Consider the following 20,892-nt stretch of genomic DNA (forward strand, 5'->3'; position numbering starts at 1 on the left):
TTCGACGGTCGTCGAAGCGTGCCGGGCGTACCGTCGAATCATGCGAGCACCGTACGACTCCGACATCGCGCCGGTGGCGGCCCTGCTGGCGGACCGGACCCGCGCCTCGATGCTGACGGCCCTCCTCGACGGGCGTCCGCTGTCCGCGGGGGAGCTGGCGCGGACGGCGGGGGTCAGCGCGGCGACGGCGAGCTCTCACCTGGCCAAACTGCTCGACGGTGAGCTCGTCACCGTCGTACGGCAGGGGCGGCACCGCTACTACCGCCTGAAGGGCGCCGAGGTGGCCGCCGTCATCGAGGCGATCAGCCGGATCAGCCCCGACGTCGAGGTCCGCAGTCTCCGTCAGTCGCGGCAGGCGCGCGCCCTGCAGGAGGCCCGTACGTGTTACGACCACCTGGCCGGTCGGGCCGGTTCCGCGCTGTTCGAGGCGATGCTCAGCAGAGATCTCCTCGAGGTCGTCGATTCGTCGTACGACGATCCGGCGCACTCCGAGTACGAGGTGACCGACAAGGGGGAGCGGCAGCTCGAGTCGATCGGCGTCGACGTGGCCGCGGTCCGCCGGGCGCGCCGGAGGTTCGCGGGGCACTGCCTCGACTGGACCGAGCGCCGCCCGCATCTGAACGGCGCGCTCGGCGCGGCGCTCACCGCCCGGATGATCGAGGACGGCTGGTTCGAGCGCGGGTCGGCGCGGCGGGCCCTGTTCGTGACGGAGAAGGGGCGTGGCCGCCTGGCCGACGTGTTCGGGTGCGTCCTCGGCTGAGCCGGCCGCCGCAGCCGGGTCCGCACCGGCTGGGGTCGCGCCGGCCGCCGACCCGGTTTCTCTCTCGGCCCGCTGAGCGCGGCGTTCGACGGCATGGCGCACGCGGCGTTCAGGGCGAGGCGTACGCGGCGTTCAAGGCATCGCGTACGCGGCGTTCAGGGCATCGCGTACGCGAGTATCCGCGGGAACGGTTGAACCACTGGTCACGTGGCTGCGTCCGATATCTGGCACTCACGATGTTTGAGAGGGCTGGACACATTAAGGTGTCGCATGCGCCCTAGCGACGTATGGGCGCGGAGAGGTGACAAAGCGGTGAGCGGGGAGCGTAGGTTCTTCCGTCGTGATCGGCTGACCGGCCTGATCGCGATCGGTGCGGTCGGGGCGCTGTGCGTTGCCGCCGTCGTGTTCGGTGTAGGGATGGCCAGTGCCAAGTACCACCTCGCCGACGTGGGGGGTTGGCTGACGTCGTCGAAGAAGGGCGAGGTCGTCCACGTCAACGGTCTGTCGGGCAAGGTCGACGGCAAGGTGACGTTGTCGGGTACGGCGGGCCACAAGATGAAGGTGGTCCAGCAGGGCGGCGTCGTCCTGATCATCGACGAGACGACCGGCGTCGTCAGCCGCGTCGACCCGGCGCACCTCAACGTCGTCCAGGGCGTCGCCTACCGGGGCGCGGCCGGCATGCAGGTGGTGTCGGGGTCCGGGTCGGCGTACGCGCTTGATCAGAAGGGCAGCGTTCAGCGCCTGGATCCGATGACGCTGGCCACCCAGGGCGATCCGGTCAGCCTGGCCGGGCCGCTGGGCGCGGCCGCCATCGACGCCAAGGCGACCCTGTGGGTGCCGACGACCGTCAACGGGCAGGCGGCGAACGTCCAGGGTGGCCGTCCAGGGCAGCCCGTTCCCGTCGGCCGGGCCAATGATGACCTGCAGCTCACCGTCGCGGGCGGAACCGCCGTCGTCACCGACTTCACCACGGCCGAGAGCCTCATCCTCGGCGCGAACGGCGTGCAGGTGAAGGTGAAGCTGCCGTCCGTCGTGTCCCAGGTGGGCAAGTACAAGGTGTACGCGCCGACGAGCACGGACGGGCAGCTGGTGCCCCTGCTGGCCGGCAAGTCCCTGATCGTGCTCAACTCGGGCAACGGCTCGCTCAGCAGCGTCGCGCTTCAGCTGCCGAACCACCAGCTGCAGACGCCCCAGGTGCTGGGTCAGAAGGTCTACATCCCGGACGCCAGCGCGGGCAACCTCCTCGTGTACGACGCCGCGACCAACCGGATGGACCCCCAGGTCCCGGTCACCGGCAAGCCCGGCCCGATGGACGCGTTCGTCAAGGACGGCCTGCTGTGGGTGAACAACCCGAACAGCCCGAAGGCGGTCGTCGTCGACGGCTCCGGCGGCCACAAGCCGATCCAGAAGTACACCGGCGACGTGCCCGGCGGCTCCGAGAACCCGATCCCGAAGGCCGGTGGCGGGGACCAGGGCCTGCCGACGCCTAAGCTGCCCGTGCACCCGAGGCTGCCGAAGCTGCCGATCACGCCGCCGAAGCACAAGCCGGACCCGCCGAAGGTGACGCCGCCGAACCCGCCGACCAACCTGCGGGCGGCGGCGCAGCCCGACGGGAGCATCAAGGTCGACTTCCAGCCCGGCGGCGGCGGGGCGGCGACCGGTTACCGGCTCGTCACGCCGGCGGGCCTGAAGGCAACGCCGGCGCGGCTCTCCGCGGACGGGCCGGACTACACGTTCACCGCCAAGGGCGGCACCTGCGGCCAGGAGTACGAGTTCGCGGTGGCGGCGCAGTACAAGAACGGCGACCACCAGTCGGAGATCCAGTCCGAGTACACCGACCCGACCTTGTCCTGCACGCAGCCGGACGCGCCGAGCGGCATCACGGGCACCGGCACCGCGCAGGGCGCGAACGTGAGCTGGCAGGCCCCGCCGAACGCCAAGGGCGTCACCTACAAGGTCCAGGTGACCGGCCCGAAGAGCTTCACCAATAACAACGTCTCCGGCACGTCGCTGACGATCCCGAGCATCTGGACGAACGGCTCGTACACCATCAACGTGACCGCCTCGAACGGCGCCGGCGGCAAGTCCGCCAGCGTGAACCAGACGCTGACGGGCCCGGCACAGCACTACCCCGGCCAGAACGCGGGCAACACGGGGGACAAGAGCTTCCTGCACAAGGGCCCGGCCAATGACAGCGACCAGAGCAACTGGATCACCGGCTTCAACGGTCAGAGCATCACCGTCGACTGCCAGAAGATCGGCGGGCAGTTCACCCACAGCAACGGGAAGGCGTACTTCTCCGGAAAGCTTTGGGACTACATCCACTACGGCGGTCACCAGGGCTACATCATCGGCTACCTGGTCACGACGCCGCGGCAGCCCGACTGGCAGAACTACAACGGGCTTCCGCTCTGGGAGTGTGCCGGCTGATGTCGGTAGAGGCGTACGGGGCGCCTGACGCGGAGGCACTGGCAGGGCGGTTCGCGCAGCTGTTCGGCGCGCTCGCGGGCAACATCGAGCGCGTCATCCGCGGCAAGCGGGAGAACGTCGAGCTCGCCCTGCTGTGCCTGCTCAGCGAGGGTCACCTGCTGCTGGAGGACGTGCCGGGGGTCGGTAAGACGACCCTCGCACGCACTCTGGCGGCCAGTGTGGACGCGCGCTGGACGCGGATCCAGTTCACGCCCGACCTGCTGCCGTCGGACGTGACCGGTGTCTCGATCTTCAATCAGTCCAACAGCCAGTTCGAGTTCCACCCCGGCCCGATCTTCGCGAACCTCGTCGTCGCCGACGAGATCAACCGTGGCTCGCCGAAGACCCAGTCGGCGCTGCTGGAGGTCATGGAGGAGCGGCGGGTGACCGTGGACGGGCGGCCGCATCCGGTGCCGCGGCCGTTCATGGTGATCGCGACGCAGAACCCGGTCGACATGGATGGCACGTATCCGCTGCCGGAGGCGCAGCTCGACCGGTTCCTCATGAAGATCTCGATGGGGTACCCCGACCACGCCTCGGAGGTCGCCGTGCTGGCCGGGACGCCGACCGGGCCGCTGATCGACCAGCTGCCGAAGGTCGCCGGCCGCGACGACGTCAAGAACATGATCGACTTCGCGTCCCGGATCCACGTCGCGCAGCAGCTGTACGACTATCTCGTGCAGATCGTCGCGACGACCCGTCACCACCCCGACATCCGCCTCGGCGCCAGCCCCCGGGCGAGCCTGGCGCTGCTGCGCGCCGTACGCGTGCGGGCGGCGGCCGCCGGCCGGTCCTTCGTGGTCCCTGAGGACGTCAAGACCCTCGCCGCCCACGTGATCGCGCACCGGCTCATGCTCACGCCCGAGGCCGAGCTGCGCGGCCGTACCGCGCCGGAGCTGGTCGCCGAGGTCCTGTCCCGGGTCCCGGTGCCGCAGTCCGCCGGGGTCTGAGGGTGCTCACGCCGGTCGGCTGGGGGGTCGCCGCGGCGTCGGCGGTGCTGTACGCCGGCGGCGCCCTCCTCGGCTACCCGGAACCGGTCGCTCTCGCGGTCGGCGGCCTCCTCGCCGTCGTGGCGGCGCTGCTGTGGACGCTCCCGCAGCCGAGGCTCACCGTCGAGCGGGAGATCACGCCGCTGCGGGTGGCGCGCGGCGAGCCGGCCGACGGCGTCCTGCACGTCACCAACACCGGCCGGGCGCGCCGGGCGGGGATGCGGGCGTACGACGCGTGCGGCGACGGGCGGATCGAGGTACGGGTGCCGGTGCTGCGGCCCGGCGCGACCGAGACGGTCGACTATCGGCTGCCCACGGAGCGGCGCGGGGAGATCCCGGTGGGGCCGCTGCGGCTGGTCCGGGCCGACCCGTTCGGGCTCGCCCGCCGGGTCCGGGAGTACGGGGAGCCGCGGACGCTCCTGGTCCGCCCGAAGACGATCCCGCTGCCGCTCCTGCCCTCCGGGCGCAACCACCACCTGGAAGGGCCCACGTCGGACACCGCGCCGGCGGGCACGGTCACCTTCCACGCGCTGCGCGAGTACGTCGTCGGCGACGACCTGCGCCACATCCACTGGCGCTCCAGCGCCCGTACCGGCACGCTGATGGTCCGCCAGCTCGTCGACGCGAGCATGCCGCAGACGACGATCGTCGTCGACACCGGCGCCGCCGCCTACGCCGAGCCGGACGACTTCGAGCTCGCCATCGACGCGGCGGCGTCCGTCGCGGCCGGCGCGGCCCGCATGAACTTCCCGGTCCGCGTCCTCACCGGCGAGGGGCCGCTCGTGGAGACCCGTGGCGGCGCCCACGACGTCGAGGCCATCCTCGATCGGCTGGCGCGCCTGTCCCGTACGGACGTGGCGCACGCCGCGGTCGAGGTGGCTCGTCGCGTACGGGCGGGCGGGGCGCTGGTGCTCGTCACCGGCGGCCGAGGGGAGATCTCCGGAGCGGCGGCGCTGCGGCGCCGGTTCGACCGCGTGGTGTGCGTCCGGATCCGCCCCGAGGCGCCCGGTCCGGGCCTGCCCGGCGTCGCGCTCATCGAGATCTCCGACCTGGAGGAGCTGCGCGCGGCGTGGAAGGGCGCCGCGCGATGACGACGACGGCCCCCGCGCAACCGCGGACCGACGAGCCGCCCACGCCGAGGCCGGGCCCCGGCCTGCGGGTACGGCTCATCACCGCGCTCCTCATCGTCGTGGCCCTCTCCGCGACCGGCGGGCTGGCGTTCCACCGGGTCTTCGCGCTCGGCGACCTGGTGCCCGTCATCACGGTCGCGGCCGTCACGCCCGTCCTGCTCGCCGCGCTGGCGTCCTGGCCGCGCCGCCGGACCTGGCCGCTGTGGATCTCGATCGTGACCACCGCCGCGGCCTGGACGCTCGTGGCCGGCCTCACGCTCTTCCACGGCGACTTCACGGTGATCGGCGGCGCGCTCCGCGACTCGTGGAAGGGCACGCTCACCTCGCTGCTGCCCGCCCCCGGGCGGCCCGAGCTCCTCGTCCTGCCGCACGTGCTCGTCTGGCTCGCGGGCTTCGCGGGCGCCGAGCTCACCCTCCGCTCGGAGACCAAGGCCGCGCCCGCGCTGCCCTCGGTCGCCGTCTTCTGCGTCGCCCTCCTGCTCGGCGTGAACGGCCCGGGCTCCAACCTCCCCGTCACCGCCGCCCTCGTCGGGCTCGTCGGCGCGCTCACGATCGTACGGAGCGGCGGACGGCCGCTGTGGCTGCTCACCGGAGTCCCGGCGGCGGCCGCCCTGGGCCTGCTGGCCGCGGCGGTCGGACCGTACCTCCCCATGAAGGGCGAGGCGTACGATCCGCGGGAGACCGTCAAGGCCCCGCCGCCGCAGCAGCGCGACAGCATCAGCCCCCTCGACCGGGTGTCGGCCTGGCTGCAGACCCCGGACCAGCAGATGTTCACCGTCCACGCCGACGCGCCCGAGGACTGGCGGCTCGCCGTCCTCGACCGCTTCGACGGCGTCACCTGGACCTCGGGCGCGCGGTTCGTCCCCGCCGGCAGCCGCATCCCGGACGACGACCACGTCCGCCGTACGCGCGTCGTCCAGCGCTTCGCCATCCAGGACCTGCCGGGCGTGTGGGTGCCCGCCGCCGACCGCCCCCGGTCCATCCAGGGCCTCGGCGTGACGACCGACCCCCTCAGCGGAGTGCTGACCGCGGGACAGCCGCTGCGCTCCGGCCAGGCGTACACGGTGACCTCGATGGTGCGCGACTACGACCCCGACCGCCTCGCCGCGGCCGAACCCGCCCGGGACGCCGAGGCCCAGGCCGCCACCGCCCTGCCCGAGTCGGCCGGGACCACCGCGAAGACCGCCCAGGTGCCGGAGTTCCGCAAGCTCGCCGAGCGGGTCACCAAGGACCAGGACACGGCGTTCCAGCGCGCCGCGGGGCTCGCGGACTACCTGCGGACCGCGGCGAAGTACGACGTGACCGGCCTGCCCGGCCACACGTACGCGCAGCTGCGCTACTTCCTCGCCCGGTCCAAGCGCGGCACCTCCGAGCAGTTCGCCACCGCGTACGCGGTCCTGGCGCGCTCGATCGGGCTGCCGACCAGGATCGTCGTCGGCTTCCGGCCCGGTATCGGCGGCAACGGATCCTGGCAGGTCCGCTCCGGCGACGTGCTCGTCTGGCCCGAGGTGGACTTCACCGGCCTCGGCTGGGTGCCGTTCTTCCCCACGCCCGAACAGGCCGGTACCTCGGGCAAGTCCGACGGCGTGCCGGCGGGGGAGACGCAGCAGAAGCTCGAGGCGGCGCAGAAGAACGCCGCGGCCCGGAAGAAGAACGGCGGATCCGGCAACGGCCCGGGCGCGTCCCCGCCCAAGACGCCGCCCCGGCGCGCGCCCGCGGCCGCGTCGACGCCGTGGTGGGTGTACGTCCTCGCCGCGAGCCCGGCGCTGCCGGCGCTGTACGTCCTCGGCGTGCTGATCATCCCGGTGCTCCGCCGACGCCGCAGACGCGGCGGTGACACCCCCGCCGAGCGGATCACCGGCGCCTGGGAACAGACCCGCGAGGAACTGCACGCCGTCGGCCTGCCCGCCACGTCGACGCTGGCCGCCCACGAGATCGCCGAGTACGGTGCCGAACGGGTCGCCGGCGCCGAACCCCACCTGCGCCCCCTCGCCGACCTGGTCAACCGGTCCGAGTACGCCGCGGCCCCGCCCGCGCCCGGCGCCGCCCAGGCCGCCTGGGAGCATGCCAACGAGATCACCCGCCTGGTCCGGCGCACCGTCGGCCCGCTCCGACGCCTCGGCCGCCGACTGCACCCCCGCTCCCTGAACCCGCGCTGAACCCGGCCGGCGGCGCCTTGCGCCCGTGCCGAGAGAGGTCGACTTCGGGGAGGTCGTGGTCCGGCCGGCCGGGGAGGACGTCAAGTGCCGGGTTCACCGATCGGCGGCCAGCACTGCCGCGAGGCCTTCTTGCAGATCCTTGACGAAATACTCGGGAACCTCCAGCGACGGGAAATGTCCCCCGGTTTCGGGCGACCTCCATCGGACGATCTGCCGGTACCGCTCCTGTGCCCAGGCGCGCGGACACTTCTCGATGTCGCGGGGATACACGCTGATTGCTGACGGGACGTCGACCCGAAGTTCGGCGTCGAGCGAGAGGTGGCTTTCGTAGTAAATACGGGCTGACGATGCGCCGGTCCGCGTCAGCCAATACAGGGTGACGTTGTCAAGAATGCTGTCTCTGGAAATCGTCTCGAACGGGCTATCTTCGGTATCTGTCCACTCAGCGAACTTGTCAAGGATCCAGGCGAGAAGCCCGACTGGTGAGTCGACGAGCGAGTAACCGATGGTCTGCGGCCGGGTCGCCTGCTGCTTCGCGAACGCCGCGTGGTGGCGCCAGAAATCGCGGGTTTCCTCGGTCCACTTGCGCTCGGCCGCCGTCAGCCCGTCCGTTGTCAACCCGGGCGGTGCCTGCGCGGTCGTTGTGTGGATGCCGAGAACGTGCGCCGGGAACCTGCCGCCGAGGACCGTGGTGATCGGACCTCCCCAGTCGCCGCCGTGGGCTACGAACCTGCCGTAGCCGAGCCTTCCCATCAGTTCCACCCATGCGGCCGCGATCTTTTCGATTCCCCACCCGGTGGTGGCCGGCTTGTCGCTGTAACCAAAGCCTGGCAACGACGGGACCACGACGTGGAACGCGGGCGCGTCCGCATCTTTCGGATCTGCCAGCTCGTCTACCACATCAATGAACTCGGCAATGCTGCCTGGCCAGCCGTGCGTCAAGATCAGAGGAATGGCGTCTGCGCGCGCGGATCGGCGGTGTAGGAAGTGGATTCCCAGATCATCGATGGTCGTGCGGAACTGGCCGATCCGGTTAAGGCGCGCTTCGAACGACCGCCAGTCGTACCCGGTGCGCCAGTAGTTCACGACATCGACGAGGTCGGCGAGAGGAACGCCCTGTTCCCATCGGCGAGGGTCGGGCGCTGCGCGATGGACCGTCTCAGCTTCTGGCAGCCGCGCCGCGGCCAGTCGCGCGCGCAGGTCGTCGAGGTCGGCGTCGGTCGCGTGGGCTTCAAATGCTTGCACGTCGCTGGTTGGACGGGGCATGAGACCTCCTGGCCATCGCGGAACCGGCTACCACCTCTCACGAACCGGCTAAGGCGGTTCTAACATGTCTCGATGTCGGCGTGCAACCGGCTAAGGTGGTTCCATGCGTGCTGGGTTCCCTGACTTCCGTCTCGGTAAGGTGCTGGCGACCAGCTTCACGGGGACTCTGACGGAGCGTCGTGGCAACGCTGTGGAACGCATTCCCACGCCGCAGCGACTCGTCGACTGGCTGGCAGTGAATGGCCTCGCCGTGGAGTCCTGCACCACCGCCCAGCTCGAACGCGCTCGGGAACTGAGGGAATCAATTCACGCCGCCGTGACAGCGGCCGCGATCCAAGACGCTCTCCCTGCGTCTGCTGTCCAGGTCATCAATGACTGCAGTGCTCAAGGTCGGGCCGCGGCCATCCTGACGCCCGAGGGCAATCGTCAATGGCGACTCAGCTCGGCTTCCTGCGTGGAGGATGCCCTAAGCATTATCGCCGCCGACGCGATCAGCATCATCGCAGGCGAACGAGACGGAAAATTGGCCTTGTGCGCGTCGCCAACCTGCCAAGCCGCCTTCTTCGACACCAGTCAAAGTCGCACCCGCAAATGGTGTGACATGAACACGTGCGGGAATCGTCAGAAGAAGGCGCGCTTCACTGCCAACCAGCGCAAAAATCCCACATCAGCAAAGTAATCATTACCCTCGATACGCAGCCAGCGTCGCAGGGTGCGGTTAAGACTCACGAACAAGCGTGGTCAGTTCCCACGAACGAAACCAGCCGCGCCTGCGTGCAGCGTCGCGCGCCGTCACGGCATGTCAGGGCCGGTGGTCGGCCGTCACTGCGCGGTGGCGTTGCGGATGCACTTCGGAGCGGACCAGGCAATCGTCGCAGATTGCCCGTCGCTCTGCCCGATGGCGACCAGCGCGCCGACCGTGAAGCAGTACCCCTTCCGGGCGTCGAGGCCGGACAACGTCACGGTCGTCGCATGCGGCGCCAACGCCTGTGGGGCGGACTTCTGCGCCGAGCCGTCGGCCTGCTGGACCCAGATCGGGTAGTCGTTGCCCTTGGCGAGCTTCCAGCGCAGCACGACGATCTGGCCCTTGTCGACGGCACGCAGGTCACGTGGCTTCGCCGCGCGCATCACCTGGGGCGGAACCGGGACCGGGGCGGACGAACCGCCCGTCGGCGGAGAGGTCGAGTTCGCCACCGGCGACGGTGTGTCGTGCTTCTTCTTCTCGCCACCGGCGCTGCCGAGCAGCAGGAACCCGCCGATGCCGACACCCGCCCCCATGACCACGGCGGCGAGCACCCCGGCGACGACGGCGCCCTGCCGGCCCTTCCGATCCTCCGTGCGGGGAGGGAACGGATCGGGATGTTCGGTGGTCTTCGGCAGCGTCTGGGGAGTGGCCTCGCGAAAGTGCGGCCCGGGCATCGGCGAACCCGCCGACGGTCGTGGCGCCGGTCCCCGGGCCGGACCGGAGCTCGCGGTCTGAGCCGGACCGGGGCTCGGGGCCCGAGGCGGAGCGGGCTTCGACGTGGCCGGGGGCGGCGAGGTCGCCGCGGGCGGCGGGGACGCCGCGGTGCCAGGTCGGCCCGATCCGGCGGCAGGTGCCGAGGTGCCCGGTGCCGGGGCGTCCGGATGCACGGCCGGCAGGTGCGGCGGACCGTACTGCTGCGCCAGCAGTTCGAAGCCGGGTCCGGTCAGGCCGGAGTGATCCGTCTCCGGGATGTACGTGGCGGGCGGGGGCGGCGGTCCCGTGACCGAGTCGCTGCCGGCCAGCTCCGTCACCGGCAACCCGAGCTCGGCCTGCAACTGCTGCAACCGCGTCGCGAAGGCGACCGCGTCGGCGTAGCGCTGGGCCGGGGTCTTGGCCATCGCCTTGGCGATGACGTCATAGGCCTGGTGCGGGACGTCCGTACGGGCGATCGGGGGCGGCGGATCATTGAGGATCCGCATCATCAGTGCGCCGATCCCGTTGGGCGAGCCCGCCTTGAAGGCCGGGCTGCCCGCGAGGAGCTGGTACATCGTCGAGGCCAGCGAGTAGACGTCCGCGGTCTCGCCCGGCTGCTCGCCGTTGACGACCTCCGGCGCGGCGTGGTGGGGAGTGAACGCGGTGGTGTGCGTGGCCTCCGACGAGCCGGTCAGCCGGGCGATCCCGAAGTCGGCGAGCGCGGGCTCGCCGTACTTGGACACGAGGATGTTCTGCGGCTTGACGTCACGGTGCAGCACACCCGACTCGTGCGTCGCAGCCAGCGCGCCGGCGATCTTCACGCCCGCCCGCAGGACGTCCTGCAGGGGGAGTGGACCCTCTCGTGACAGCCGGTCCCGCAGGGACCCGCGCTGGAAGTAGTCCATCGCGATGAACGGCCGTCCGCCGCTCGTCATCCCGGTGTCCAGGACGGTGACGACGTTGGGGTGGCCGGTGAGCCGCCCGGTGATCTGACATTCCCGCTCGAACCGGCGCATCGTGTCGGCGTCGACGGCGTCCACGGACAGCACCTTCAGGGCGACGACGCGATCCAGGCGCTCCTGCTGGGCACGGTAGACGACACTGAACCCGCCTTCACCGACCCGCTCCAGGATGCGGTAGCCGGGCACCTGGTCGATCATTCGGTCTCTTCTTCGTCGGGGCGATTGGGGCTGCGGGGAAGTCTCGTGTCGATGGTAATGCCTGTTTCCGTCCGCTCATCGAGTGAGCCGTGCTCACTTCCGAGGTCTTCCGGCGGCAACGGGCCGTACCGCCGTGACCATCGACGTCTGGATGCCCGCAGGCGTTCCCGGTTCCCCCGTCTTAGTACGAACCCGTGTCTTCCGGCCCATGCCGGGCGACGGCGGGTATTGACTCGAACCGCGCACCGGCGAGTCGTAGTGTGGGGCCATCGGCCGGGGCCGCCGGCCCCGGTGGCGCAGGGATGACCGGGCCAGGGCCCGGCCTGGAGAGGTGGCTTTCACAGTGGTCGAGATCAACTCGCAGACCGGGAACGTCCCGGTCTGGATCAATGGAGAACTGTACGCCCCGGAGAACGCGCGGGTGTCAGTGTTCGATCACGGCATCCTCGTCGGCGACGGCGTGTTCGAGACGGTCAAGGCCGTACGGGGTCAGGCGTTCGCGCTGACCCGTCATCTCCGCAGGCTCGCCGTCTCGGCGGCCGGCCTCGGGCTGCCCGAGCCCGACCTCGACGCCATCCGCCAGGGCACGCTCGCCCTGCTCGCCACCGCGCCGTCCTGGGACCTCGCCCGGATCCGGATCACGTACACCAGCGGCGTCGGCCCCCTCGGCTCCGACCGCGGCTCGGAGGGCGCCACCGCAATCGTCGCCGTCGCCGAGCAGAAGCCGTTCCCGTCGACCGCCGACGTCTCCGTCGTGCCGTGGCCCCGCAACGAGCGCGGCGCCCTGTCCGGCCTCAAGACGACCTCGTACGGCGACAACGCCAAGGCCCTCGACTACGCGCACCAGCGCGGCGGGGCAGAGGCGATCTTCGGCAACCTGGCCGGGAACCTCTGCGAGGGCACCGGCTCCAACGTCTTCCTCGTCCGCGGGGGACGCCTGACCACGCCGCCGCTGTCCTCCGGCTGCCTCGCCGGGGTGACCCGGGCGCTCGTGCTCGAATGGTACGGCGGCGAGGAGGAAGATCTTCCGCTGGAGGAGTTCACCGCCGCGGACGAGGCGTTCCTGACCTCCACCACCCGCGACATCCAGCCGATCCGCGCCGTCGACGGCAAAGTCTTCCCCGCCGCGCCCGGACCGGTCACCCGCAAGGCCATCGAGGTCTTCGCCGAGCGCGGCGCCGCCGACCTCGACCCGTGACAGGCGTACGGCCCCGCGCCATGGGTGTGGGCCAGCGCTGGGAGGCGCCTGGTGCGGGGCCGTACGGTCCGTGCGGGGGGTGTTCAGGTGTGCCAGAGGAGGTCGTCGAGCTCCGCTTCGATGTCGATGAAGTCAGCTTCACGGCCGGCCGGAACGATCTCATAGGTCCGGTCCAGGAAGCCCGTGAGGGGGGTCAGCGGAACCTCGAAGTGCGCCCGGCCGAACGGCGACGACAACGTCAAGTTCAAGATTCGTTCGCCGTCCTTGTCCGCCGGCCACACCCGTACGTCACCCCTGCCGACCTTGCGCACAATTCCGACGGTCAACAGCTCACGAGCAAAGATCCACTCCACCGGTGCGTCGTTTCCAACATGAAACGCCACACGGACGGCATAAGGATCGTCAGCGGAGTAGTCCCAGGTCGCGAGCAATGGGATGATCGTTTTATCCGGGACGATGAGCCGAAGGCCGACCTCGGCGGAGGCAGTGGTGCTGCTGTTCATCGGTCATCCTTCAGGCGTCAGTCCCGCGTCGCGGGTTTCTCGGTGAGGACGTCGCTCCCTCCAACGGGTGTCCCCCTGGCTCTGTGACGGGTAACTGCCAAAAGTCCTAAGAACATTCCGCCCCCCGTACGTCATGTGACCTACCTCACCGGAGTCATACCCGCTCTGACCTGCGCGGAAGCGAGGTGATCTATGGTCGATCGCATGAAGGACACGCTGAAGGCATGGCGCGAGCGCATCCGCGAACGCCGGCTCCTCAACAACGTGTGGCGTCTGGCCGTGTTCACCGTGGGGGTCTCGGTCCTCGCGGCCGGCGTCGCCATGCTCGTACTGCCGGGACCGGGATGGGCGGCGATCTTCGTAGGCTTTGCCATCCTGGCGACCGAGTTCGCCTGGGCGCAACGTGCCCTCACCTCCGCGAAGCAAACCGCGAGCAAAGCGAAGGAGAAGGCCCTCGACCCCAGAGTCCGACGCCGGAACCAGCTCCTGGCCATCTGCGCCGGCGTCATCATCGCCGCCGTGATCGTGGCCTACCTCCAGGTCTTCGGTCTAAACCTGCCGTGGCGGGTCTGATCGTCGATGCGCGAAGAGGGGGAGGGATGCGCTAATCTGTGCTGGCAGCGGTTGAGCCGCCTGGGGCGATTAGCTCAGTGGGAGAGCGCTTCGTTCACACCGAAGAGGTCACTGGTTCGAACCCAGTATCGCCCACCCCAGTTTTCCCACGTCAGACCCGGTTTTCTCCGGGTCTTTCTCATTTCGTGCCAGAGCTGTGCCAGATGGCAGCATGCCGTTGCGCGAACTACAGCCATGTGATTACGCTCGTTGCCACAACTGGACACCGGAAGCTAGCCGAGCTGGAAACCGGAGTCTCGCGGGCGAGCGCAGTCCTGGCACTGGACGCGCCCCGTTGAGCCGGTAGATCAGGTCTCGCCCTCCTGGCACTGGAGGGCCCCGGCGAACGGCGATCCTGGCACTGGACGTCGAGCGACACACCACCTTCGGACAGGTGGGATGTGTGCTCGGTGTCGTGCTTCCAAAGGACGACCGTTCATGTCTCGCGCAAACAGTGCCACCCCCCGGCGCCTCACATCCGTTGCAGCCGCCGCCGAGTACGCAGACCTGTCGACTCGCACCATTCGCCGGTACATCGCCGAAGGACGGCTCACCGGTTACCGCGTCGGCCCCCGCCTGGTCAAGGTCGACCTCGATGACCTTGACCGCCTCGCCCGCCCGATCCCCACGGCTGGGGGCACGGCGCGATGACCTCCACCAACGAGAGAGGCCGCCCCGGGCGGGAGGCGGCCCCTGATGACGAGCGACGCGGCGACGGCTACGTCCTGACCGTTACGGTACCCCGCCAGCCGACTGCGTGCCCGTGCGGCTGCATGACCAAGCCGGGATACGTCGACGACGACCGATGCATCCGGCATCAGCCGCTGACGATCGATCCACATCTCTACGACGAGCCCGCGGGGGCGGCCGCGTGACCGGCGAGACCTGCCCAAGCGGTCACCTGCTCGACCCGGACGGCTCGTGCTTTGCGTGCGGGCCGTCCGGGCGGCCGGTCACGGAGGACGGGCGCGGTGCCGAGCTGCTCGACGACGTGCGGGCCGCGCTCGCCCGGTACGTCATCATGCCGTCGCAGGAGGCGGGCGATGCGGTCACGCTGTGGATCGCCGCGACCCACGCACAACCTGCGTGGCAGCACGCAACCCGCCTCGTGATCACCGCACCGGAGAAGCGGTGCGGCAAGTCGAGGCTGCTCGACATCATCGAGGCCGCGTCTCACGACCCGCTGATCGCGGTGAACATCTCCCCGGCCGCGCTGGTGCGCTCGATCGGCGATGAGCCGCCGACGATCCTCCTCGACGAGGCGGACACGGTGTTCGGGAAGAAGGCCGCGGACAACCACGAGGATCTGCGCGGCATCCTCAATGCCGGGCACCAGCGGAACCGCCCCTACGTCCGGTGGGACGCCAACCAGCGGCGGCCCGAGCACTGCCCGACCTTCTCCATGGCCGCGCTCGCCGGTATCGGCTCGATGCCCGACACCATCGAGGACCGCGCTGTCATGGTCCGGATGCGCCGGCGCGCGCCGGGGGAGACGGTCAAGCCGTTCCGGTCGCGTCGCGACGGGCCGCCCCTGCAGAGCCTCCGGGAACGGCTCACCGCGTGGATTCGCCGCCATGTCGACCAGTTGGGCGAGGCCGAGCCGGACATGCCGGTGGAGGACCGGGCCGCCGACAACTGGGAATCCCTCGTCGCCGTCGCCGACCTGGCGGGCGGCACGTGGCCCGAGCGGGCCCGCCAGGCGTGCCGGAAGCTCACCGACGCTGCCGACGAGGACACCACGGTCGGCGTGCGGCTGCTCGTCGACCTGCGGACCGTGTTCGAGGACGCCGACGCGTTGCACGGGGCGACGATCCTCGAACGGCTGCACAAGCTGGATGAGTCGCCGTGGTCGGACTGGTACGGCCGGCCGCTGAACGCGCGGGACCTGGCCAAGCTGCTCAAGCCGTACGGCGTCACCTCCGTCGACGTCAAGGCGGACGGGACCAACCGCAAGGGCTACCGCCGTGATCATCTTCACGATGCGTGGTCACGCTACCTCCCGAGGCAGGCAGGTGCCGCTACCTCCGCTACCGGCGCTACTGCCCAGGTCAACGGCGTAGGCGAGGTAGCGGGTAGCGGACACCAAGCGCTACCCGCTACCGGCCCCATACCCGTGACCAGCGGTGTAGCGGAGGTAGCGCACGTAGCGGATACCTCCCACCGTCCCCCATGCAGTGCGTGCGGGGAACCCATGATCATCACCCAACGTGACCAGACCACTCACCCGACCTGCGGGGGCAACCGATGATGACCGATGACGAGATGATCGCGATGTTCGAGGCCATCGGCCTGATCCCCGGCGAACACTGGCGACTGGTCAAGGTCGACGGCAAACCTGAGATCGCCGTCACCCTGCCCGCGCTGCGCATCCTCGCCAAGCACGCGCCGGATCAGGAGAACGCCCGTGCGCTGCTGGCCGCCGTCGAGGAACGGTTCCCGGGCCATTGACCCGGCCACGGACGATGAGCAGCACCGCCCCGCACGGCGGCGACGGCGTCCCGTGCGGGGCGTGCGGGCGGGTGCTACCCCTCGATGACTTCTACCCGGGCAACGCGACGACGTGCCGGCGGTGTGTGAAGCTGCGGGCCGCCGCGCGTCGCCGCGGTGATCCGGCCGCACAGCGGGAAGCCAACCGGCGGTGGCGGCAACGCGAACGCGACCGGCAAGCGCTCCTCGAACACGTCCTACGCCTCGTCGCGGTCCGCCTGCCGGATATCTTCTGCGACGCCGTACGCGACGCCGAGGACGCCCTCGCGCTGCCGCCCGGAACCGCCCTCGAGCTGTTCGCCCGCCGGAAACCTCGGGAGTTCTCGTCAGGGTGAGGAGGTGCCGGATGGCAACCACACTGGACGACATCGCGAAGGCTGAGGACGCGGTGGCCGACGCCGAGCAGGAGCTTCGCGAGTTCCGCAACAACCCCAAGCAGTGGTCGGGGTTCGAATCCCTGACGCGCGAAGGCCGCAAAGAACTCAACGTGTTCGAGTCGGCGATGGACGAGGGAGCGCAGCTACAGCGGCGTGTCGAGGTCGCCCACCAGCAGCTGGCCGCGGCCAAGCGGGCATGGATGACGGGGGTGTGAGATGCAGACACTCAGCGACCTTGGTCTGTGCGGCACGACCCCGGCCCGGCCATCGGGCGAGGACGCTGCGCTGTGGGTTAGGGCCCGCACGATCGCCGCGGACTACCGGGCGCGTCTCGACGCTGAGGCCGCCATCATCGCCGCGCCGGTCCTCGCTGTCGAGCAGACCGTACGCACCGCGCCGGCCGTCGACCGTGGGGACGTCGTCGAGGTGGCGCCCGGCGAGTACATCCAGCGTCGGCCTGACGGCAGCATTGAGTGCAACGGGTTCGCCGCCGTCGCCCTGAACCTGCGACGCCGCAAGCTCGCCTACGCCGACGCGCTCGACGCCTCCACGCGGGAGGTCCGGTGAGCCCCTTCACGCCCCGCGAGGCGGCACACCGGATGTATCAGCGAGCCATGGGCGCACCCCGGCGCGTATTCGGCCGACCGCTTGAGGAGGTCACCGCCGAACGCCTCGACCTCCTGCACCAGGCTGAGGAGCACATCGCCGCCGCTCTGGACGGGCCGCCCCGCCGGTTCGTGGCCGAGCCGAACGACGAGACACTCACGGCCTACGCCGCCGTCGTCCGCGCCGAACTCGACGCTGCCACCACTACCCACACCTGATGAGACGTGCCGGAGCTCGCCTGCCTGCTCCGGCGCCGGTCCACGGTGGCACGCGGGGCGTGCCGGTCCGCGTGCCACCTTGGGCCACCACTACGGCGAGAATGCATCGCCGCAGGTCAGAGGCATGATTTTTTTGAGACGATCATCGGCTTCCAGACCGCGCGGTCCGCATTTCTGTCTGTGCGAGCTGAAACCATTCGGAAAGTGGGCGAATCCGAGCGATGAGCATCCCGAAAGCTCCGAACGGCGCTGGTACGGCCGGCAAGCGGCTGTGGCGTGCCGTCCTGGAGGCGTACGAGCTCGACGAGCATGAGCTGTCGCTATTGCGCCAGGCCGTACGGTCCGCCGACCTGTGCGACGAGCTGCAGGCCGTCGTCGACGAGGAGGGGCCGATGGTCACGACGCGTCTCGGCGAGGTCAAGGCACACCCGGCGATCGTCGAGCTCCGGAACCAGCGGATCACCCTCGCCCGGCTGATCGTCGCGCTACGGGTGCCGCTCGGCGAGCAGGACGAGGACCGCCAGCAGAGGCGCGGTATCCGGGGGGTGTACGGGGCCGCATGAGACGGCGTCAGACGGCCGGAGAGCCGGTACCGGAACGGTTGGCCCGCTACGTCCCGTCGGAGTGGCCCGGCGGCGTACGGGAGTGGAAGGCCGCGGCCCTGGCGTGGCTGGGGGCCAACCCCGGCCGGCGGCTGCCGTTCGGCGAGCACGGGGACGAGGTCGACGTACTGCGCGAAGCGGCACGGCACGTACGTACCGATAGGCCGTGATGAAAGGCCACAGCCCCGGGCTTCCCGCGAATGGGCCCGGGGCCGTGGCGTCTGGGGGCCGTCAGGCGGCGCGATTCTCCGTCACGCCGCCGATGCGCCGGCGCCTGGACCAGCTGACGCCGCCGCGCGGCGCGAACATCCGCCGGCGCCTGGTCGTCCGCTGAGGGACGGTGCCGTCGTCTCGCTGATCGATGTGCGCGGCCATGGCCCGGGCCGCGATAGCCGCGTCGTACTGGCCGACGAGGGCAGCGAACTCGGGCGGGCAGAACACGGCGAGCCATCGCCAGGCCGTCAGGCCAGCGGTATCAGGGGTATTCACAGAGTTCCTCTCGATGCGATCTCTTCCATGCCGCAGCCCCGAGCGTCCGTGACACGTCGGGGCCGTGGGTCTGCGGAGCGGACCGCCGAGAGGTCGCTACGTCCCGAATGCCCCTCTCGGCGGCCCGTCCTGGGGACCGCCGGGCCCGTGGGATTCCCAGTGCCCCGCGCCCGGCGGCCCGTCCGAACCCGTACAGCCGTCGTCAGGGGGCTGCGACGGCCGTACGGGGGTGTGGTGGGCGCGCTCAGCTATCCGGTGGTCGGGCCGGATCCGCTTCGTCGAGGAGCGCGCCCACGTCTACGCCCCGGCGTCGCGACGGGCGAGGATCGCCCGCGCCTCTTCGGGGAAGAGGTTGATGAGCCGCTCGAGGATGGCTAGCTGAGCCTCGCGGTTCGGCTGCCCAACGACGGACACCTCATCGAGCAGGCGCCGGAACTCGCTGATCTGATCACCGAGGCTCATGCGATCACCGCCTGACCGTGTGCCACGGCGTACTGGACTTCCCGGCATCGCTGCATCAGGCGCGCGGGGTCCGGCTCGTCGAGGATGAGCGGGCCCGCGGTGAACGTGGCGAACGCCGTGTACGCGCGCCGCCAGCGCGACCACATCACCGCCCAGCCTCGACATGCCGCCTGAACCGCGGCGAGATCCTGGGGGCTCGGGTCTGGGGCGACCATGCGCCGGGCGGGAGGCCGCACCGGCCCGGCAAGCCGGATGCCCGCGCTCACTGCTCGGCCCCGGCAGTCTCGGCGACGTGGAGGACGTTCGCGAGACGGCGGGCCGCCTCGTCGACGTCCTCGACGGGCACCATCGGTTCGTACTCCGGCGGCGCGTCACGGGCCGGCCCGGACCACTGCCAGTGCCACCACGGGCCGCCCTGGTGTTCGCGTACGACGATCGGCTGTGTCATCCGCGTGTCACCAGGGTTCCGGACCTCGACGACGCCGTCAGAGCGGACCGCGACGTTCAGACCGGCCCTGATGAGCAGCGGCGCAAGCTTGAGTGCGTGCGCCTTGACGGTGTCGGCCGGCGGCGTGGAACTGACTTGCTGTGCGTGCATCTGTCGCTCCCTGATTAACGCCGTGTCGACGTGGTGAGCACGCTATGAGTGCTGGTGTCCGCACTGAAGCGACAGCGTGTCCTAGCTTTGTAACGCAGAGTCCCTATTGGAGTAGGACGGCACGTCCTACTCTGGGGGCATGGGCGACGGGCTCACCATCGGTGAACGGGTAGCGAAGCTACGCCGGCAACGACATCTCACCCAATCCGAACTCGCCGAACGGGCCGGCGTCAGCGTCGACCTGATCCGCAAGCTTGAGCAGAACCAGCGCCGGGATACGAGACTTGCCAGCTTGCAAGCGATCGCCGGGGCACTCGACGTTCAGGTGTCGGCGCTGCTGGATGGGCCGACCGCGAACGACGCGAGGAACACCGGCGCGGGGATCAGCGAGCTACGCCGCGCGCTCACCCCCGCCGGCCGTTCCCGTCTCGTCGAGCTCCCGACCGAGGATGAGGTACGGCTCAGCGCTGATGAGGCATGGCGGCTACACCAACAGGGCGACTACGTCATGTTGGCGCGGGTTCTGCCCGGCCTGATCGACGGTGCTCGGATCCGCGCCCAAGAGGAGCCCGGAGACGACGCGTACCGGCTGCTCGCTGAGGCGTATCAGCTCGCGGCGATGCTGCTGCTCGGGATCCGCTCCGAAGACCTCGCGTGCGTGGCCGCGGACCGGTTGCAAGCCACCACGGGCAACGTGGGCGACCCTGAGACCGTCGCTCGTGCCGCTGACACGTGGGCGTGGATCTACAGCCGTCAGGGCCGCCACGATGACGCCCAGGACGTCACGCTCAAAGCCGCGGACGAAGTCGAGCCCGCCCGGTTCGCTGCCGCGTCGCCGGCAGAACTGTCGGTGTGGTGTGGGCTGCTACAGCGCGGGGTTATGGTCGCTTCCCGCAAGGACGACGCGCCCATGGTCGATGACCTGATCAGCCTCGCCAGCGCGGTCGGCCGCCGGATCGGTGAAGACCGCATTGATCAATGGACGGTGTCCGGGCCGACGAACGTCGCGATGCACGCGGTGCGGTCGGCGATGGAGCTCGGTGACCCGCGTAAGGCGCTCAGGCTCGCTGAGGACGTGCCGCGTTCGGCGTCGCTGCCCGCCGCATGGTGGAACCGGCATCTCCTCGACGTCGCGCACGCCCAGTACGCCGTCAAGCGGGACGAGGAAGCCGTGGCGACGCTGCTGCGGATCGACCGCCGTGAGCCCGGATGGTTGCCCTATCAGGGCATGGCGCGGGAGATCGTCACGGGGATGCGGCGCCGGGAACCGCCGTCGAGGATTCGAGGTCTGCGGCAACTCGTCGAGGCGATCGGCGTTGAGGAGTAGGAGCGACAGGTTAGGTTTCTCCTGCGTGCATCACGACGCCCC

At 70.3% G+C, this 20,892-nt stretch carries 25 protein-coding genes and 1 tRNA gene; 19 read left to right on the plus strand and 7 right to left on the minus strand.

Going from position 1 to position 20,892, the window contains the following annotated elements; genetic code table 11:
* Window positions 1–40 precede the first annotated feature (40 nt).
* The 5 genes from ACQP2O_RS21115 to ACQP2O_RS21135 all read left to right on the plus strand — a co-directional run bounded on the left by ACQP2O_RS21115 (window position 41) and on the right by ACQP2O_RS21135 (window position 7,507).
* Window positions 41–760: an ArsR/SmtB family transcription factor gene (locus ACQP2O_RS21115; protein ID WP_433187696.1), complete on the plus strand. Its 720-nt coding sequence runs from the start codon at window positions 41–43 to the stop codon at window positions 758–760.
* A gap of 312 nt (window positions 761–1,072) precedes the next feature.
* On the plus strand, window positions 1,073–3,190 hold the full coding sequence (locus ACQP2O_RS21120; RefSeq protein ID WP_433187699.1) for a fibronectin type III domain-containing protein: 2,118 nt from the start codon (window positions 1,073–1,075) through the stop codon (window positions 3,188–3,190).
* The gene (locus ACQP2O_RS21125; protein ID WP_433187701.1) at window positions 3,190–4,179 is read left to right on the plus strand and encodes an AAA family ATPase; all 990 of its coding nucleotides are present in this window, start codon (window positions 3,190–3,192) and stop codon (window positions 4,177–4,179) included. Before ACQP2O_RS21120 ends, ACQP2O_RS21125 begins: the two co-directional genes overlap by 1 nt.
* Before the next feature lie 2 nt (window positions 4,180–4,181).
* Window positions 4,182–5,309, plus strand: a complete 1,128-nt coding sequence (locus ACQP2O_RS21130; RefSeq protein ID WP_433187704.1) for a DUF58 domain-containing protein — start codon at window positions 4,182–4,184, stop codon at window positions 5,307–5,309.
* Window positions 5,306–7,507, plus strand: a complete 2,202-nt coding sequence (locus ACQP2O_RS21135; protein WP_433187707.1) for a DUF3488 and transglutaminase-like domain-containing protein — start codon at window positions 5,306–5,308, stop codon at window positions 7,505–7,507. Before ACQP2O_RS21130 ends, ACQP2O_RS21135 begins: the two co-directional genes overlap by 4 nt.
* Window positions 7,508–7,600: 93 nt before the next feature.
* Here the strand turns inward: ACQP2O_RS21135 and ACQP2O_RS21140 are convergent, their stop codons facing one another.
* Window positions 7,601–8,773 (minus strand): epoxide hydrolase family protein, encoded by a 1,173-nt coding sequence (locus ACQP2O_RS21140; RefSeq protein WP_433187710.1) that lies wholly within the window; start codon window positions 8,771–8,773, stop codon window positions 7,601–7,603.
* Between the two features lie 103 nt (window positions 8,774–8,876).
* On the opposite strand from ACQP2O_RS21140, the gene ACQP2O_RS21145 reads away from it, so the two are divergent.
* Window positions 8,877–9,452, plus strand: coding sequence for a CGNR zinc finger domain-containing protein (locus ACQP2O_RS21145; protein ID WP_433187713.1), 576 nt, complete (start codon window positions 8,877–8,879; stop codon window positions 9,450–9,452).
* 143 nt (window positions 9,453–9,595) lie between these two features.
* On the opposite strand, the gene ACQP2O_RS21150 is transcribed toward ACQP2O_RS21145, so the two are convergent.
* On the minus strand, window positions 9,596–11,371 hold the full coding sequence (locus ACQP2O_RS21150) for a protein kinase domain-containing protein (protein WP_433187716.1): 1,776 nt from the start codon (window positions 11,369–11,371) through the stop codon (window positions 9,596–9,598).
* Between the two features lie 331 nt (window positions 11,372–11,702).
* On the opposite strand from ACQP2O_RS21150, the gene ACQP2O_RS21155 reads away from it, so the two are divergent.
* On the plus strand, window positions 11,703–12,569 hold the full coding sequence (locus tag ACQP2O_RS21155; RefSeq protein ID WP_433187719.1) for an aminotransferase class IV: 867 nt from the start codon (window positions 11,703–11,705) through the stop codon (window positions 12,567–12,569).
* Window positions 12,570–12,652: 83 nt separating this feature from the next.
* Here ACQP2O_RS21155 and ACQP2O_RS21160 read toward each other — a convergent pair whose 3' ends face one another.
* Window positions 12,653–13,072, minus strand: a complete 420-nt coding sequence (locus ACQP2O_RS21160) for an SsgA family sporulation/cell division regulator (protein WP_433187722.1) — start codon at window positions 13,070–13,072, stop codon at window positions 12,653–12,655.
* A 204-nt stretch (window positions 13,073–13,276) separates the two neighbouring features.
* On the opposite strand from ACQP2O_RS21160, the gene ACQP2O_RS21165 reads away from it, so the two are divergent.
* The 11 genes from ACQP2O_RS21165 (at window position 13,277) to ACQP2O_RS21215 (ending at window position 18,144) form a co-directional block, all read left to right on the plus strand.
* Window positions 13,277–13,645, plus strand: coding sequence for a TIGR02611 family protein (locus ACQP2O_RS21165; RefSeq protein ID WP_433187725.1), 369 nt, complete (start codon window positions 13,277–13,279; stop codon window positions 13,643–13,645).
* A gap of 63 nt (window positions 13,646–13,708) precedes the next feature.
* Window positions 13,709–13,780, plus strand: a tRNA-Val gene (locus ACQP2O_RS21170).
* A 342-nt stretch (window positions 13,781–14,122) separates the two neighbouring features.
* Complete coding sequence (locus tag ACQP2O_RS21175; protein WP_433187728.1) at window positions 14,123–14,335, plus strand: helix-turn-helix domain-containing protein; 213 nt, start codon at window positions 14,123–14,125, stop codon at window positions 14,333–14,335.
* Window positions 14,336–14,555: 220 nt separating this feature from the next.
* Entirely contained in the window at window positions 14,556–15,932 is a 1,377-nt protein-coding gene (locus tag ACQP2O_RS21180; RefSeq protein WP_433187731.1) for a DUF3631 domain-containing protein, read from the plus strand.
* Window positions 15,929–16,132, plus strand: a complete 204-nt coding sequence (locus tag ACQP2O_RS21185; protein ID WP_433187734.1) for a hypothetical protein — start codon at window positions 15,929–15,931, stop codon at window positions 16,130–16,132. Before ACQP2O_RS21180 ends, ACQP2O_RS21185 begins: the two co-directional genes overlap by 4 nt.
* Window positions 16,133–16,146: 14 nt before the next feature.
* Complete coding sequence (locus ACQP2O_RS21190; protein WP_433187737.1) at window positions 16,147–16,506, plus strand: hypothetical protein; 360 nt, start codon at window positions 16,147–16,149, stop codon at window positions 16,504–16,506.
* An 11-nt stretch (window positions 16,507–16,517) separates the two neighbouring features.
* Window positions 16,518–16,763 carry a hypothetical protein gene (locus ACQP2O_RS21195; RefSeq protein WP_433187740.1) on the plus strand — a complete coding sequence of 82 codons (246 nt, stop codon included), beginning with the start codon at window positions 16,518–16,520 and terminating at the stop codon, window positions 16,761–16,763.
* Window position 16,764: 1 nt separating this feature from the next.
* A complete protein-coding gene (locus ACQP2O_RS21200; RefSeq protein ID WP_433187743.1) occupies window positions 16,765–17,115 on the plus strand; it encodes a hypothetical protein in 351 nt (116 codons plus the stop codon).
* On the plus strand, window positions 17,112–17,372 hold the full coding sequence (locus ACQP2O_RS21205) for a hypothetical protein (RefSeq protein WP_433187745.1): 261 nt from the start codon (window positions 17,112–17,114) through the stop codon (window positions 17,370–17,372). Before ACQP2O_RS21200 ends, ACQP2O_RS21205 begins: the two co-directional genes overlap by 4 nt.
* 221 nt (window positions 17,373–17,593) lie before the next feature.
* On the plus strand, window positions 17,594–17,935 hold the full coding sequence (locus tag ACQP2O_RS21210; protein ID WP_433187748.1) for a hypothetical protein: 342 nt from the start codon (window positions 17,594–17,596) through the stop codon (window positions 17,933–17,935).
* The gene (locus ACQP2O_RS21215; protein ID WP_433187750.1) at window positions 17,932–18,144 is read left to right on the plus strand and encodes a hypothetical protein; all 213 of its coding nucleotides are present in this window, start codon (window positions 17,932–17,934) and stop codon (window positions 18,142–18,144) included. Before ACQP2O_RS21210 ends, ACQP2O_RS21215 begins: the two co-directional genes overlap by 4 nt.
* Before the next feature lie 61 nt (window positions 18,145–18,205).
* Here ACQP2O_RS21215 and ACQP2O_RS21220 read toward each other — a convergent pair whose 3' ends face one another.
* From ACQP2O_RS21220 to ACQP2O_RS21235, 4 genes are all read right to left on the minus strand, one after another.
* Window positions 18,206–18,463, minus strand: a complete 258-nt coding sequence (locus ACQP2O_RS21220) for a hypothetical protein (RefSeq protein ID WP_433187754.1) — start codon at window positions 18,461–18,463, stop codon at window positions 18,206–18,208.
* A gap of 297 nt (window positions 18,464–18,760) precedes the next feature.
* Window positions 18,761–18,925 carry a hypothetical protein gene (locus ACQP2O_RS21225; protein ID WP_433187757.1) on the minus strand — a complete coding sequence of 55 codons (165 nt, stop codon included), beginning with the start codon at window positions 18,923–18,925 and terminating at the stop codon, window positions 18,761–18,763.
* Window positions 18,922–19,191, minus strand: coding sequence for a hypothetical protein (locus ACQP2O_RS21230; protein WP_433187760.1), 270 nt, complete (start codon window positions 19,189–19,191; stop codon window positions 18,922–18,924). The genes ACQP2O_RS21225 and ACQP2O_RS21230 overlap by 4 nt, the downstream gene beginning before the upstream one ends.
* Window positions 19,188–19,523, minus strand: a complete 336-nt coding sequence (locus ACQP2O_RS21235; RefSeq protein WP_433187763.1) for a hypothetical protein — start codon at window positions 19,521–19,523, stop codon at window positions 19,188–19,190. The genes ACQP2O_RS21230 and ACQP2O_RS21235 overlap by 4 nt, the downstream gene beginning before the upstream one ends.
* A gap of 139 nt (window positions 19,524–19,662) precedes the next feature.
* Here ACQP2O_RS21235 and ACQP2O_RS21240 point away from each other — a divergent pair, with 139 nt between their 5' ends.
* A complete protein-coding gene (locus ACQP2O_RS21240) occupies window positions 19,663–20,850 on the plus strand; it encodes a helix-turn-helix domain-containing protein (protein WP_433187766.1) in 1,188 nt (395 codons plus the stop codon).
* Window positions 20,851–20,892: the final 42 nt, after the last annotated feature.

The organism is Actinoallomurus sp. CA-150999 (assembly GCF_050942425.1).
In the GTDB taxonomy this organism is placed as follows: Bacteria; Actinomycetota; Actinomycetes; order Streptosporangiales; family Streptosporangiaceae; genus Actinoallomurus.

Coding starts and splice junctions, on each gene's coding strand:
- ACQP2O_RS21115 (WP_433187696.1), top strand. CDS start 41: ATGCGAGCACCGTACGACTCCGACATCGCGCCGGTGGCGGCCCTGCTG.
- ACQP2O_RS21125 (WP_433187701.1), top strand. CDS start 3,190: ATGTCGGTAGAGGCGTACGGGGCGCCTGACGCGGAGGCACTGGCAGGG.
- ACQP2O_RS21135 (WP_433187707.1), top strand. CDS start 5,306: ATGACGACGACGGCCCCCGCGCAACCGCGGACCGACGAGCCGCCCACG.
- ACQP2O_RS21140 (WP_433187710.1), bottom strand. CDS start 8,773: ATGCCCCGTCCAACCAGCGACGTGCAAGCATTTGAAGCCCACGCGACC.
- ACQP2O_RS21145 (WP_433187713.1), top strand. CDS start 8,877: ATGCGTGCTGGGTTCCCTGACTTCCGTCTCGGTAAGGTGCTGGCGACC.
- ACQP2O_RS21150 (WP_433187716.1), bottom strand. CDS start 11,371: ATGATCGACCAGGTGCCCGGCTACCGCATCCTGGAGCGGGTCGGTGAA.
- ACQP2O_RS21160 (WP_433187722.1), bottom strand. CDS start 13,072: ATGAACAGCAGCACCACTGCCTCCGCCGAGGTCGGCCTTCGGCTCATC.
- ACQP2O_RS21165 (WP_433187725.1), top strand. CDS start 13,277: ATGAAGGACACGCTGAAGGCATGGCGCGAGCGCATCCGCGAACGCCGG.
- ACQP2O_RS21175 (WP_433187728.1), top strand. CDS start 14,123: ATGTCTCGCGCAAACAGTGCCACCCCCCGGCGCCTCACATCCGTTGCA.
- ACQP2O_RS21185 (WP_433187734.1), top strand. CDS start 15,929: ATGATGACCGATGACGAGATGATCGCGATGTTCGAGGCCATCGGCCTG.
- ACQP2O_RS21190 (WP_433187737.1), top strand. CDS start 16,147: ATGAGCAGCACCGCCCCGCACGGCGGCGACGGCGTCCCGTGCGGGGCG.
- ACQP2O_RS21195 (WP_433187740.1), top strand. CDS start 16,518: ATGGCAACCACACTGGACGACATCGCGAAGGCTGAGGACGCGGTGGCC.
- ACQP2O_RS21200 (WP_433187743.1), top strand. CDS start 16,765: ATGCAGACACTCAGCGACCTTGGTCTGTGCGGCACGACCCCGGCCCGG.
- ACQP2O_RS21210 (WP_433187748.1), top strand. CDS start 17,594: ATGAGCATCCCGAAAGCTCCGAACGGCGCTGGTACGGCCGGCAAGCGG.
- ACQP2O_RS21215 (WP_433187750.1), top strand. CDS start 17,932: ATGAGACGGCGTCAGACGGCCGGAGAGCCGGTACCGGAACGGTTGGCC.
- ACQP2O_RS21225 (WP_433187757.1), bottom strand. CDS start 18,925: ATGAGCCTCGGTGATCAGATCAGCGAGTTCCGGCGCCTGCTCGATGAG.
- ACQP2O_RS21235 (WP_433187763.1), bottom strand. CDS start 19,523: ATGCACGCACAGCAAGTCAGTTCCACGCCGCCGGCCGACACCGTCAAG.
- ACQP2O_RS21240 (WP_433187766.1), top strand. CDS start 19,663: ATGGGCGACGGGCTCACCATCGGTGAACGGGTAGCGAAGCTACGCCGG.